The sequence below is a fragment of the Pseudomonas sp. LAIL14HWK12:I1 genome, assembly GCF_003202095.1.
Lineage (GTDB): Bacteria > Pseudomonadota > Gammaproteobacteria > Pseudomonadales > Pseudomonadaceae > Aquipseudomonas > Aquipseudomonas monteilii.
On sequence record NZ_QJKG01000001.1, the window covers coordinates 878,265 to 890,808 of the forward strand.

The window sequence follows — 12,544 nt, forward strand, 5'->3', positions numbered from 1 at the left end:
CCCGCTTGGCGGCCCCCACTTCGCTTAACGATTGAACCGCTCCGCCAGGCTATGCAGGTACTCCGCCATGCGCTCCAGATCCTGGCTGATTTCAGCCCCCTGCCGTGCCTGCCCGGCACTCTGGTCGCACAGCTGGGCAATCCTCACGATCTGCTGGTTGATATCTTCGGCCACATGGCTCTGCTGCTCCGACGCCGTCGCCATCTGCTGGCTCATGCCGGTGATACGGCTGACCGCCTGGGCTATCCCGCTCAACGCAGCCTGCACGGCCTCGACACTGTGCACGCTGTCTCTCGAGATCTGCTCGCCCCGGCTGGCGGTGCTCACGGCCCGCTCTGCCCCTGCGCGCAGCGAGGCGATGATGTGGTGGATCTCATCGGTGGAAGCACGGGTGCGCTGGGCCAGCGAACGCACCTCATCGGCGACCACGGCAAACCCACGCCCTTGCTCGCCGGCGCGCGCCGCCTCGATGGCCGCATTGAGCGCCAGCAGGTTGGTCTGTTCGGCAATCGAGGTAATGACATCGACCACACTGCCGATCGACTGGGTCTGCTCGGCCAAGGCATTGACTGCCAGGCCGATGTCATTGACCGCATCGCTCATGCTGCCCATGGCCTTGAGGCTCTGCAGCGCCAGTTCGCTACCCTGCTGCGCCAACTGGTCGGCATCACCCGCCGCATGAGCCGTACTTTGCACGTTGTGGGTGACTTGCTGGATGGTCGCTGCCATCTGCGCGATGGCCGTGGCCGATTGGTCGGTTTCACTGCGCTGGCGGTCGAGCATCTGCGCCTGGGCGTCAGACAAATCGGACGACTGCGCCGCCCTCGACTTCACCCCTACCCCGGCATCCACCAGCCGAGTCAGGGCCGTTTGCAAGCGTGCTTCCTCGCTGATGATGGCGAGGTCAAGCTGGCCTTGCAGGCCCGGGTTGTCGCTGTAGGTCAGTGCCACCAGCGGGCTGGTGAAGGCCTTGGGGTGCTCGGCCAGCGTGCGGCGGATGGCTTGGTTCTGCCGGTGCTCGACCAGGTACCAGGCCAGCAGGAGGCTGGCCATCAGCACCCCGAGCGCGGCATAGGGCGGCAACCACAGGTAACCGGCTGCCGACAACAGGCCTGCGCCAATCAGCGGCCAGCCATGGCCCAGCCCATGCCCCAGCCGCGCCGCCCATGGCACGGCAGCCCTGCCGCCCCGCAGGCGGGCATACAGCGCCTCGGCACGGCGGATCTGCTCGCGCGTGGGTACCGAGCGCACCGACTCGTAGCCACTGATGCGGCCCTGCTCGTAGATCGCCGTGACATAGGCGCTGACCCAGTAATAGTCCCCGTTCTTGGCCCGGTTCTTGACCACGCCCATCCACGGTTTGCCTTGCTTGATGGTCTCCCACATATGCCCGAATACCGCCGGCGGCATATCCGGGTGGCGCACCAGGTTGTGGGGTTGGCCGACCAGTTCGTCGTACGTGAAACCGCTGATCGCCACGAAGGCGTCGTTGCAGTAGGTGATGCGGCTGTTCAGGTCCGTGGTGGAAATCAGGCGTTGATCGCTGGAAAAGGTTCTTTCGTGCTCAGTGACGGGCAAATTCATGCGCATCTTGGGCGATCCTTGCAGGATGAAATGAGGGAAAATCATCAGCGCAAGTTGATATGTAGCAGAGCGCTATCAGGTTAGCGGTCTGCTTTTGCCGGAATTTAGCGCCTCCCGACGGAATGCATGAACACCTTGCTTCTCAGCCCACGTTGAGCTGGCTTTTCAGCAGGTCGCGGAAGGTCTGGATCAAGGGTTCACGGCTACGCCCGCGACGGATGATCAGCGAAAACGGGGCCTGGTAACCAAACGTCGACGGCGACAGCACACGCAAGTCGCCCTTGTCGACCCAGGCCTGGGCGTAATGTTCGGGCAAATAGCCGATATAGGCCCCGGACAGAATCAGGATCAGTTGCGCCTCCATACTCTCCACCGTCGCCGCGCTGTGCTTGAAACCATGCCGGGCCAACTCGGCCTGGCTCCAGTAGCCACGCCCGACCATGCGTTGCTGCGTCACCACCGGCTCAGGGATACGCCGCTCGGTATACAGCGGGTGACGGCTGCTGCAGTACAACCAGTGCTGCTCACGGTACAACGGCTGGTACAGCAGGCCGCTCATGCGCGAGGAGAATGCGCCAATGGCCAGGTCCAGGCGGTTGTCCTGCACACCCAGTTGCAGCTCGTAGGGGCTGGACACCGACAGGTGCAGGTGCACTGCCGGGTGCTCCTGGCTATAGGCGCCAATGGCTTCGGCCAGCGGCAAGGCCCGGTCACCGACCGTGGAGTCGATCACCCCAAGGTTGAGGGTGCCGCGCAGTTCACCCTTGAGGGCAGCGGCATACTGCTCGAAGCCGTCCAGCTCGGCCAACAGGCGCAGGGTTTCCTGGTGGAACAGTTCGCCTTTGCTGGTGAGGCTGAAGCCGCCCCGGCCACGGTGACACAACACGATACCCAAGGCCCCCTCCAACTGGCTCATGTAAGTACTGATGGCCGAGGTTGAAAGGTTCAGCTCGCGCTGGGCGTTGGCAAAGCCCTGGTGGCGCACCACGCTGATAAAGATGCGCAGCAGTTTCAGGTCGGGCAAGGTCGAGGCCATGGTGCAACGGTTCCGCAGGGGTATTTGCGCGCAGTCTAACCGCTCTGCCCGCCTTTAGTTCAGAAATTCCTGAACTAAGTTTTTGTCGGTAGCGATTCTTCCCCGCCACTACCTTCAGCAGACTTGGCCGAAATGTCCCTGCCCGCCGGCAAAACCACACTTGAAATGGCGCGCGGCGGCACAGGTTCGAACAAACAGAACAATCGACCGACTGATGAGGCCCACCGTGGACAAGACTCTCCACCAACCACTGGGCGGCAACGAAATGCCGCGTTTCGGCGGCATCGCCACCATGCTCCGTCTTCCCCACCTGCAGAGCGCCGAAGGCCTGGATGCCGCCTTCATTGGCGTGCCGCTGGACATCGGCACCTCGCTGCGCTCCGGCACCCGCTTCGGCCCACGGCAGATTCGCGCCGAGTCGGTGATGATCCGCCCGTACAACATGGCCACCGGTGCTGCACCGTTCGACTCGCTGTCGGTGGCCGACATCGGCGACGTAGCGATCAACACCTTCAACCTGCTGGACGCCGTGCGCATCATCGAAGAAGCGTATGACGAGATCGTCGAGCACAATGTCATCCCGATGACCCTGGGTGGCGACCACACCATCACCCTGCCGATCCTGCGCGCACTGCACAAGAAGCACGGCAAGATCGGCCTGGTGCACATCGATGCCCACGCCGACGTCAACGACCACATGTTCGGCGAGAAGATCGCCCACGGCACCACCTTCCGCCGCGCTGTGGAAGAAGGCCTGCTCGATTGCGACCGCGTGGTGCAGATAGGCCTGCGCGCCCAGGGCTATACCGCTGACGACTTCAACTGGAGCCGCCGCCAGGGTTTCCGTGTGGTGCAGGCCGAAGAGTGCTGGCACAAGTCGCTGGAGCCACTGATGGCCGAAGTGCGGGAAAAAGTCGGCGGCGGCCCGGTTTACCTGTCGTTCGACATCGACGGCATCGACCCGGCCTGGGCACCTGGCACCGGCACCCCGGAAATCGGCGGCTTGACCACCATCCAGGCGATGGAGATCATTCGCGGCTGCCACGGCCTGGACCTGATCGGCTGTGACCTTGTCGAAGTCTCCCCGCCTTACGACACCACCGGCAACACCTCGCTGCTCGGTGCCAACCTGCTGTTCGAAATGCTCTGCGTGCTACCGGGCGTAGTGCGTCGCTAATACTGCTACACCCCGGCAGGAGCCATGAGGGAGGGCCACTGAGGCCCGCCAACAACACGACAAGACCGCCGGGCGCCGTGCAACCGCCCGCGTGGTCGATCTCGCCATAATAAAGATAATCGGGAGACCCCCAATGGCCTTGGACATCATTGTTGTAATGATTTATACCGCCGGCATGCTCGGGCTTGGCTGGTATGGCATGCGGCGCGCGAAAACCCACGAAGACTACCTGGTAGCCGGGCGCAACCTCGGCCCTGTCTTGTACATGGGCACCATGGCCACGACCGTGCTGGGTGGTGCTTCTACCGTTGGCACCGTACGCCTGGGCTACGTCCACGGCATTTCCGGTTTCTGGCTATGTGCAGCCTTGGGCCTGGGCATCATCGCCATCAACCTGTTCCTCGCCAAACCGTTGCTGCGCCTGCGCATCTTCACCGTGACTCAGGTCCTGGAGCAGCGCTACAACCCGACCGCTCGCCAGGCCAGCGCCGTGATCATGCTGGCTTACGCGCTGATGATCGGCGTGACCTCTACCCTGGCCATGGCCACCGTACTGCAAGTGCTGCTGGACCTGCCATTCTGGGCCTCGCTGATGCTCGGCGGCGGTGTAGTGGTGCTGTACTCCACCATTGGCGGCATGTGGTCGCTGACCCTGACCGACATCGTGCAGTTCGTGATCAAAACCGTCGGCCTGATGTTCATCCTGCTGCCAGTGTGCCTGTACAAGGCCGGTGGCTGGGACACCCTGGTGGCCAAGCTGCCGGCGGCCAGCTTCCAGCTGACCACCATTGGCTGGGACACCATCATCACCTACTTCCTGATCTACTTCTTCGGCATCCTCATCGGCCAGGACATCTGGCAGCGGGTGTTCACCGCCCGTGACGAGAAAGTCTGCCAGCGTGCCGGTACCACCGCTGGTGTGTACTGCGTGCTGTACGGCCTGGCCTGCGCCGCGATCGGCATGGCTGCACATGTGCTGATGCCCGACCTGGCCAACCCGAACAATGCGTTCGCCGAAATGATCAAGACCACCCTGCCCGATGGCATCCGTGGCCTGCTGATGGCGGCAGCGCTGGCAGCCATGATGTCCACCGCCAGTGCCGGCCTGCTGGCGGCCTCGACTACCGTGACCGAAGACCTGCTGCCCAAACTGCGTGGCGGCAAGCAGTCGAGCCTTGGCGTCAGCCGCCTGTTCACCCTGCTCACCGGCCTGGTGGTACTGGGTATCGCGCTGATGGTGAACGACGTGATCAACGCACTGACCCTGGCCTACAACCTGCTGGTCGGCGGCATGCTGATCCCGCTGATCGGGGCGATCTTCTGGAAGCGTGCGACCACCGCCGGCGCCATTGCCAGCATGTCGCTGGGCTTTGCCACCGCGCTGCTGTTCATGTTCAAGGACGGGCTGGAGGCCAATACGCCGATCTACTACAGCCTGGCTGTTGGCCTGGTGAGCTTTGTGGTGGTTAGCCTGATGTCCCGTAAACCCGTCGGTGCAGTGAATCTGGCCTGACAGGCAATAAACAATCAGCAGACACAAAAAGGCCGCTGCACCTACTCAGGTGCAGCGGCCTTTGTTTTTGTCAGCGACGACGCGGCTGGCGCTTGCGCTGCTCTTCATCAGTCGGGATCGGCACCGGCTGCAAGGGTGGTGGAATCAGCCCCAAGGCAACCGCCAGGTCGTGGAGCCAGTTGGACAGTGGTTTATTCATAATGCCCCCTTGACGGGTCAGCCTCACGGCAAATCAATCCTGCGATGTTTCATACAGATCATAGCCCGATGTCCTGTATTACGCATGCTTCTGATCTTACAGATAAGGGCCATTTTGACGCGGATCAAGCCGTAACGGCGCATTCCGACGACTGGTTAATCGTTTCGCTTTGTTGCAGGTCGATCCATGCCTGCAAATTGGCACCGCGCATACCCTGACGCCACATCAGCCAGGTGACCGCCTGATCGAACGGTGCTTGCAGACGGTGCACCCTTACCCGGTCGCGCCCTGGCAAGCTGTCGAGCATCGACTGGGCCATCATCGCCACGCCTGCGCCGGCAATCACGCAGGCCAGCATGCTCTGGTAAGACTCGATCTCCATGACCCGGCCCATAGGGGTATGCGCATGGGCATACCAGGCCTCCAGGCGCATGCGGTACGAGCAGCCCTGGCGGAACGTGAACACGGCCTTCCCTGCCACATCCTGGGCGGTATGCACTGCCGGGTGCTCCGGGCTGGTGATCAGCACCAGATGCTCGTCACACAACGGCACACCATCCAGCCCGGCCAGGTTCAGCGGCCCATCCACCAGGGCAGCATCCAGGCGGTGGCTTAGCAAGCCTTCCAGCAGCTCGCCGCTAGGGGCAGCGCGCACCTGCAGGTTCACCGCCGGGTAGGCCTGGTGATAGCGCGCCAGCAACGCCGGCAAATGGGTTGCCGCCGTGCTGTACATGGTCCCCAGCACAAAATCCCCGGCCGGCTGGCCGCCCCGTACGGCAGCCAGCGCCTCGTCGCGCAAGGCCGACATGCGGTGTGCGTAGTCCAGCAGCACCTTGCCCGCTGGCGATAGCTGCAGGCGCTGGCGTTCACGCAGGAACAGCTCGACGCCCAGTTGCTCTTCCAGTTGGCGCAGGCGCGTCGACAAGTTTGACGGCACCCGATGCAGACGCTCTGCGGCACGGGTGACCGAGCCTTCCTCGGCAACGGCCTGGAAGATACGGAGCTGGCTGAATTCCACGGCATTCTCCAAAACAGAACAACTTGATCATCATTATTCAATTTTATTGAAAAAGAAACCGCCCTAACCTGCCGGCTATCGCTTACATCCGTGCAGGAGACTTGTCATGTCGCCACTTATCCAACTGCTGGCCAGCGCCGTGGCGCTGATGATGGCCATGGGCATCGGCCGTTTCGCCCTCACGCCACAATTGCCGCAACTGATCGCCGAAGGCCAGTTCGACCTGGCGGTTGCCGGGCTGGTCGCGGCAGCCAACTACCTGGGCTATTTCATTGGCGCGGTAGATGCCATATTCGCCCGCTCACCCGGCCAGGTGCGACTGCGCCTGCAGGGTGGGCTGTGGTTGTGCGTGCTGCTGACCCTGGCCTCGTGGGCCGCTGAGGGGTTGTGGAGCCACCTGCTGCTGCGCTTTGGTACCGGCGTGGCCAGTGCGTGGGTGCTGGTGATGATCACCAGCCTCAGCCAGCAAGTGGCCAATGCACACAACCGCCAGCGCCAAGGCGCCCTGGTGTTCGCCGGGCCAGGCCTGGGCATTGCCATGACCGGGCTGCTGGCCTTGGTGTCGCATGTGCTGGGGCTGGGCTCGGCAGCCCTGTGGCTGATCTATGCCGTGGCGGCGCTGATGATGTTGCTGGCCGTGCGGCCATGGCTGCCACGCGCCCTGCAAGCGGCGCCAGCCCCGTCGCCAATGCGCCAAGGCCCGACCCGCAGCGTGGGCATTGGCCGCCTGGGGCTGGTGTATGCGCTCTACGGCGTCGGTTACATCCTGCCGGCCACCTTCCTGTCGCAAATGGCCAGCCAACAGTTCCAGGGGCAGTGGCAGGCCGACCTGTTCTGGCCGGCGTTTGGCCTGGCGGCGGCCTTGGGCGTGCTGCTGGTAAGCCTGCGCCGTGGCGGCCGCACCTCAACCTGGCTGACCGCCACGCTGTGGCTGCAAGGGGTCGGCGTGCTGGCCTGCCTGTTGGGCGGGGGCACCGGGCTGGCGCTGGGCGTGGTGCTGTGTGGCGGGCCGTTCCTGGCCTGCATGCAACTGGTGATGCAACGCTCGCGAGAGCTGGCACCCCATGCCACGCAACGCAATGCCGGGCTATTGACCGCATGCTTTGCCCTGGGGCAGCTGAGTGGCCCGCTGCTGGCAGCACTCAGCATCCAAAACAGCGGCGGGCTGCAGCCGGCGCTGATGGCGGCGGCAGGCGGGTTGGTGGTGGCCGGGGGGCTGGTGCGGTTGGCACGCAGCGAGCGGGCCGGCGGCGCCTGCCCGGCAAACCTTTAACCTACATACCGCCGTAACTGCTTCTTCACCCAAGGCTCGGCACTTACCAGAATCACCCCGAGCAGCACCATCAACGCGCCAATCACAAAGTTGACGCTCAGCGGCTCATCCAGCAGCAGTACACCAAAGGTCACCCCGAACAGCGGGGTGATGAACGAAAACACAGCGAGGTTTGATGCCAGGTACTTGCGCAGCAACCAGAACCAGGTCAGGTAGCTGACGAACGACACCACAATCCCTTGGAACAGCACACTGCCCATGGCCAATGGCGTCAGCGACACGGCCCCGATCTGCCCACTGAGCAAGGCAATCAGCAACAGCCCGGCAAAACCCACCGCCAGCTGATAGAACAGGGTCAAGGTCGCCGGCGCCTCCGACAGCCGTGAGCAACGCACCACCACCGTGGTCGCGCCCCAGGCCAGGCCGGCGATTACACCGAAGGCATCACCCAGCAGCATGCGGCCATCCATCTCCTCGAACGACATGCCACCGGCAAACGCCATGGCAATGCCACCAAATGCCAGCAAAATCCCCAGCCACTGCAACAGCCTCAGGCGCTCGCTGGGTAACCGGAAATGCAAGCCCAACGCGGTAAACACCGGTGCGGTATAGAGGAACACCGACATGTGCGCGGCCGACGTCAGCTTCAGCCCCTCGGCAATGAACAGGAATTCAAGGCCGAACAACCCACCCGCCACCACCCCGGCGCGCCATGTACTGCCGACCTGTTCCCAGCCACCGCGCCAGCACAACATCAGGCCTACCAGAACGGCGGCGATACCATTGCGCAGGGCCGCTTGCATCACCGGGGCGATATCCACGGCGGCGGTTTTGATCAGCACCTGCTGGCAACCCCAGATCAGGCACAGCCCCAGCATCACCTGGAAAGCGAAGGCGTCAGGGTTCTTGCGGACCGCGCTCATGGGCGGGCCTCAGGGGTGATCGTCGGCATGGGCAAGGGCTCGGCAATATTCAGAAGTTACCGATTATCGGGTTTCCGTGCCCACCCTTGCCAGCCTCAAAACGACCTCAAGCAATCTGCGCCTTCGCTGACACCTGTTCGAAGGTGGCTTCATCCAGCGCATCCGCCTGCTCGTCCAGCACCTGACGCGGGTGCTCGAAGCCGGGGATGCTGCTATCGATCAGGCTCATCAGGCGCAAACCGCGCTCGGTCAACACAAAGTTTTCGCCATTGCCGCCCTCTTCTTCAGGCCGGCTTGCGATGAAGCCACGCTTGAACAGCAGCTTCTCGTACTCACAGGCCAGGGTTTTAAGCAGGTCCAGGTCTCCCACCGGCTCACCTTTGGCAGCCAGCGATGCTGCGTGCTGCTCGGCATAGGGGCGTGGGGTAAAGCTGTGACCAGCGCCGTTCTGCACCTCGTGCAACAAGCGCTCGATCAGGTCCCAGTCGTAGGGGATGCTCATGGTGATGGGCTCCAGCTGTGGACGGAAGGGGTACACAGGTTGGGACCGGAGAGTGAGTGGTGACGTTCCGGAAAGTTAAATGAGAGCCACGATATGAGTGCCCCACCTCGCTGGATGACTAACCGTTATCGCCATCGGTCGCAATCGCTGAACTTGCCCGCGCCTTTTGCCCTCCACCGCGCATAACCACCGCTGGAGGTACAAAGGATGAAACCGCTGCTGCCCCTTACTTGCGCCATCGCCCTGTCCTGCGCCCTGCCCGCCTGGGCCTGCACACCGGAAGAAGCTACGCAGAAACGTGAAGAGCTGGCCGGGCTGGTTACCCAATTGACCGAGCAGAACCCGCAGAAGGCCAAGGAGATCAATGACGAGCTTCAGGGGATGGACCTGGAGACGGCGAGCAAGGACTTGCCCGACAAGTGTCAGCTGATTGACCAGCGGATCAAGGAGTTGAAAACGGCGGAGAAGAAGGCTGAGTAGTTGGCGCCTGTGCTGGCCTCTTCGCGGGCAAGCCCGCGAAGAAGCCAACACCGCTACTGAATGTTACTCAGTAGCCGGCTTTCGCTTTTTCAGTGGCGCCAGGCCATCAGCGCTGGCCAGCGGTGCATTTGGCCTCGGTTTGGCGGTCGGCTTGCGCTTGGCGGCAGCTTTCTTATCGCCGCCCTTCTTGTCTACCTTCTTCTTCTTGGCCCCAACAGCCTTGCCCGACGCCTTGACCTTCTTCGGCCCGCTGTAAGTACCCTTCACTTCCTTGATCACCCGGCGCTCGAACTGCTGCTTGAGGTAGCGCTCGATGCTCGACATCAGGTTCCAGTCATTGTGGGTGATCAGCGAGATTGCCAGGCCTTCGCCACCGGCGCGGCCGGTACGGCCCACACGGTGCACGTACTCGTCACCGCTGCGTGGCATGTCGAAGTTGATCACCAGGTCCAGGCCGTCGATGTCCAGGCCGCGGGCTGCGACGTCGGTGGCCACGAGCACCTTGGAGCTGCCTTGCTTGAAGCGCTCGATGGCCAGCTTGCGGTCCTTCTGGTCCTTTTCGCCGTGCAGCACGAATGCCTTCACGTCCTTGGCCACCAGGTGGCCGTAGATACGGTCGGCCAGGGCGCGGGTGTTGGTGAAGATGATCGCCTTGTCGAAGGTTTCGTTGGCCAGCAGCCACTGCACGATGGCTTCTTTGTGCTGGTCGTGGTCGGCGGTGATGATTTGCTGGCGGGTGCCTTCGGCCAGCTGCGACACGCTGTTGAGCATCAGGTGCTCAGGGTCTTTCAGCACCTTGCCGATGATGTCGCGCAGGGCCGCGCCACCGGTGGTGGCCGAGAACAGCAGGGTTTGCTCGCGGTTCTCGCACTCCTTGCACAGGCGCTCCATGTCTTCGGCGAAGCCCATGTCGAGCATGCGGTCGGCCTCGTCGAGGATCAGTACCTGCACGTGGGACAGGTCCAGGTTACCGGCATTGAGCTGCTCCAGCAGGCGGCCCGGGGTGCCGATCAGCACGTCCGGCACCTTGCGCAGCATGGCGGCCTGTTCCTTGAAGTCTTCACCGCCGGTGACCAGGCCCGCCTTGATGTAGGTGAACTGCGAGAACAGCTGCACTTGCTTGAGGGTCTGCTGGGCCAGCTCGCGGGTCGGCAGCAGGATCAGCGAGCGGATCTCTACCCGTCCACCTTTCAGGTCGACCAGGCGGTTCAGCAGCGGCAGCACGAAGGCTGCCGTTTTACCGCTGCCGGTCTGCGCGGTCACACGCAGGTCACGCCCTTGCAGGGCCAGGGGAATGGCCGCGGCCTGCACCGGGGTTGGCTCGACAAATTTAAGCTCGGCCACGGCTTTAAGCAGGCGTTCATGCAGGGCGAATTGGGAGAACACGGAGGTAACCTCGGGCAAGTGCGGGAAATTCAGTTGCATAGGGTAACGTTTTCTGCCGGCTTAGCCGAATTTCTTTTGGCAACTTTGCCGCCATCCGCGCTCTAATGGCACTTCGTTTCGCAACAAGACTGTACGCAAGCCCATGGATATCCAACGAATCTGGCGTGACTCCCTCGACCTGTGGGGCACCCTCGACCAACACCCCATGCTGCACGCGGCCATTGGCCTGGCGGTGCTGCTGCTGATTTCCCTGGTCATCGGCCGGCTGGCACGCTTCCTGGTACTGCACAGCGCCCGCCTGCTGGCACGCCAACCGGCGCTGAAGTGGCTGGACGACCTGCGCCACAACAAGGTGTTCCATCGCCTGGCACAAACCACACCGTCGCTGGTGCTGCAGTTTGGCCTGAAGCTGGTGCCAGAGCTGTCCGACACCGCCCAGCACTTCCTCGGCAATGTCGCCCTGGCCTTCACGCTGCTGTTCATGACCCTGGCGCTGTCGTGCCTGCTGGATGCCCTGCTCGACATCTACGCCCGCACCGAACACGCCCGCACCCGCTCGATCAAGGGCTACGTGCAGTTGGCCAAGATGATGCTGTGGATTTTCGCCGCCATCGTCATCATCGCCACCCTGATCGACCGCTCGCCGCTGTTGCTGCTGTCTGGCCTGGGTGCCATGTCGGCGGTGCTGCTGTTGGTGTACAAGGACACCCTGCTGTCGTTCGTCGCCAGCGTGCAGCTGACCAGCAACGACATGCTGCATGTGGGCGACTGGATCGAAATGCCGCAGGTGGGTGCCGATGGCGATGTGGTGGACATCACCCTTCACACCGTCAAGGTACAGAACTTCGACAAGACCATCGTCTCCATCCCCACCTGGCGCCTGATGAGCGAGTCGTTCCGCAACTACCGCGGCATGCAGCAGTCCGGTGGCCGGCGGATCAAGCGCAGCTTGTTCATTGATGCCGCTGGGGTACGCTTCCTCACCCGCGAAGAGGAACAGCGCCTGAGCCAGGTGCAGCTGCTGGGCGACTACCTGGCCGGCAAGCGCCAGGAGCTGCAAAACTGGAACGAGGCCCTGGGGCCGGTGGCGGAGCTGGCGGCCAACCGCCGCAAACTGACCAACATCGGCACCTTCCGCGCCTTTGCCCTGGCCTACCTTAAGAACCACCCCAACGTACACCCGAACATGACCTGCATGGTGCGACAGATGCAGACCACCGCCGAGGGTGTGCCGCTGGAGATCTACTGCTTCACCACCACCACGGTATGGGCAGACTACGAACGCATCCAGGGGGATATTTTCGACTATCTGCTGGCCGTGTTGCCGGAGTTCGGCTTGGGCCTTTATCAGCAGCCAAGTGGCAATGACATGCGGGCCGGGTTGGCGGGGCGCACAACGCCGGAATCGGCGCCGCGCCGCCTGGAAGCGATGAGCGAGGCTTGAATCACAGGG

The 12,544-nt window shown here is 63.0% G+C and carries 12 protein-coding genes; 5 read left to right on the forward strand and 7 right to left on the reverse strand.

Going from position 1 to position 12,544, the window contains the following annotated elements; translation table 11 throughout:
* Positions 1 to 24: 24 nt before the first annotated feature.
* Complete coding sequence (locus D906_RS03990; RefSeq protein ID WP_027615324.1) at positions 25 to 1,590, reverse strand: PAS domain-containing methyl-accepting chemotaxis protein; 1,566 nt, start codon at positions 1,588 to 1,590, stop codon at positions 25 to 27.
* Between the two features lie 136 nt (positions 1,591 to 1,726).
* Complete coding sequence (locus tag D906_RS03995; RefSeq protein ID WP_016711883.1) at positions 1,727 to 2,620, reverse strand: LysR family transcriptional regulator; 894 nt, start codon at positions 2,618 to 2,620, stop codon at positions 1,727 to 1,729.
* Between the two features lie 226 nt (positions 2,621 to 2,846).
* Here D906_RS03995 and speB point away from each other — a divergent pair, with 226 nt between their 5' ends.
* The gene (speB, locus tag D906_RS04000; RefSeq protein ID WP_003254586.1) at positions 2,847 to 3,797 is read left to right on the forward strand and encodes an agmatinase; all 951 of its coding nucleotides are present in this window, start codon (positions 2,847 to 2,849) and stop codon (positions 3,795 to 3,797) included.
* A 133-nt stretch (positions 3,798 to 3,930) separates the two neighbouring features.
* Positions 3,931 to 5,310: a sodium:solute symporter gene (locus D906_RS04005; RefSeq protein ID WP_016711884.1), complete on the forward strand. Its 1,380-nt coding sequence runs from the start codon at positions 3,931 to 3,933 to the stop codon at positions 5,308 to 5,310.
* A gap of 70 nt (positions 5,311 to 5,380) precedes the next feature.
* Here D906_RS04005 and D906_RS26725 read toward each other — a convergent pair whose 3' ends face one another.
* Both D906_RS26725 and D906_RS04010 read right to left on the reverse strand, forming a co-directional pair.
* Complete coding sequence (locus D906_RS26725; protein WP_009683677.1) at positions 5,381 to 5,509, reverse strand: PA1414 family protein; 129 nt, start codon at positions 5,507 to 5,509, stop codon at positions 5,381 to 5,383.
* 124 nt (positions 5,510 to 5,633) lie between these two features.
* Complete coding sequence (locus D906_RS04010) at positions 5,634 to 6,527, reverse strand: LysR family transcriptional regulator (RefSeq protein WP_019099639.1); 894 nt, start codon at positions 6,525 to 6,527, stop codon at positions 5,634 to 5,636.
* Between the two features lie 106 nt (positions 6,528 to 6,633).
* Here D906_RS04010 and D906_RS04015 point away from each other — a divergent pair, with 106 nt between their 5' ends.
* Positions 6,634 to 7,800 (forward strand): MFS transporter, encoded by a 1,167-nt coding sequence (locus tag D906_RS04015; protein WP_027615325.1) that lies wholly within the window; start codon positions 6,634 to 6,636, stop codon positions 7,798 to 7,800.
* Here D906_RS04015 and D906_RS04020 read toward each other — a convergent pair.
* Positions 7,797 to 8,723: a DMT family transporter gene (locus D906_RS04020; protein WP_025753882.1), complete on the reverse strand. Its 927-nt coding sequence runs from the start codon at positions 8,721 to 8,723 to the stop codon at positions 7,797 to 7,799. The genes D906_RS04015 and D906_RS04020 overlap by 4 nt on opposite strands.
* Positions 8,724 to 8,829: 106 nt before the next feature.
* Positions 8,830 to 9,225, reverse strand: coding sequence for a hypothetical protein (locus D906_RS04025; RefSeq protein ID WP_019099142.1), 396 nt, complete (start codon positions 9,223 to 9,225; stop codon positions 8,830 to 8,832).
* A gap of 207 nt (positions 9,226 to 9,432) precedes the next feature.
* Here D906_RS04025 and D906_RS04030 point away from each other — a divergent pair, with 207 nt between their 5' ends.
* Positions 9,433 to 9,705 carry a hypothetical protein gene (locus D906_RS04030; protein WP_019099143.1) on the forward strand — a complete coding sequence of 91 codons (273 nt, stop codon included), beginning with the start codon at positions 9,433 to 9,435 and terminating at the stop codon, positions 9,703 to 9,705.
* Between the two features lie 63 nt (positions 9,706 to 9,768).
* On the opposite strand, the gene D906_RS04035 is transcribed toward D906_RS04030, so the two are convergent.
* Positions 9,769 to 11,130, reverse strand: coding sequence for a DEAD/DEAH box helicase (locus tag D906_RS04035; RefSeq protein ID WP_016711890.1), 1,362 nt, complete (start codon positions 11,128 to 11,130; stop codon positions 9,769 to 9,771).
* A 103-nt stretch (positions 11,131 to 11,233) separates the two neighbouring features.
* On the opposite strand from D906_RS04035, the gene D906_RS04040 reads away from it, so the two are divergent.
* A complete protein-coding gene (locus tag D906_RS04040) occupies positions 11,234 to 12,535 on the forward strand; it encodes a mechanosensitive ion channel family protein (RefSeq protein WP_016711891.1) in 1,302 nt (433 codons plus the stop codon).
* Positions 12,536 to 12,544: the final 9 nt, after the last annotated feature.

Excerpts from the sequence above, each read along its gene's own strand:
- D906_RS04025 (WP_019099142.1), bottom strand. The coding sequence starts at position 9,225 with ATGAGCATCCCCTACGACTGGGACCTGATCGAGCGCTTGTTGCACGAG.
- D906_RS04035 (WP_016711890.1), bottom strand. The coding sequence starts at position 11,130 with ATGCAACTGAATTTCCCGCACTTGCCCGAGGTTACCTCCGTGTTCTCC.
- D906_RS04020 (WP_025753882.1), bottom strand. The coding sequence starts at position 8,723 with ATGAGCGCGGTCCGCAAGAACCCTGACGCCTTCGCTTTCCAGGTGATG.
- D906_RS26725 (WP_009683677.1), bottom strand. The coding sequence starts at position 5,509 with ATGAATAAACCACTGTCCAACTGGCTCCACGACCTGGCGGTTGCCTTG.
- D906_RS04015 (WP_027615325.1), top strand. The coding sequence starts at position 6,634 with ATGTCGCCACTTATCCAACTGCTGGCCAGCGCCGTGGCGCTGATGATG.
- D906_RS04005 (WP_016711884.1), top strand. The coding sequence starts at position 3,931 with ATGGCCTTGGACATCATTGTTGTAATGATTTATACCGCCGGCATGCTC.
- D906_RS03995 (WP_016711883.1), bottom strand. The coding sequence starts at position 2,620 with ATGGCCTCGACCTTGCCCGACCTGAAACTGCTGCGCATCTTTATCAGC.
- D906_RS03990 (WP_027615324.1), bottom strand. The coding sequence starts at position 1,590 with ATGCGCATGAATTTGCCCGTCACTGAGCACGAAAGAACCTTTTCCAGC.
- D906_RS04040 (WP_016711891.1), top strand. The coding sequence starts at position 11,234 with ATGGATATCCAACGAATCTGGCGTGACTCCCTCGACCTGTGGGGCACC.
- D906_RS04030 (WP_019099143.1), top strand. The coding sequence starts at position 9,433 with ATGAAACCGCTGCTGCCCCTTACTTGCGCCATCGCCCTGTCCTGCGCC.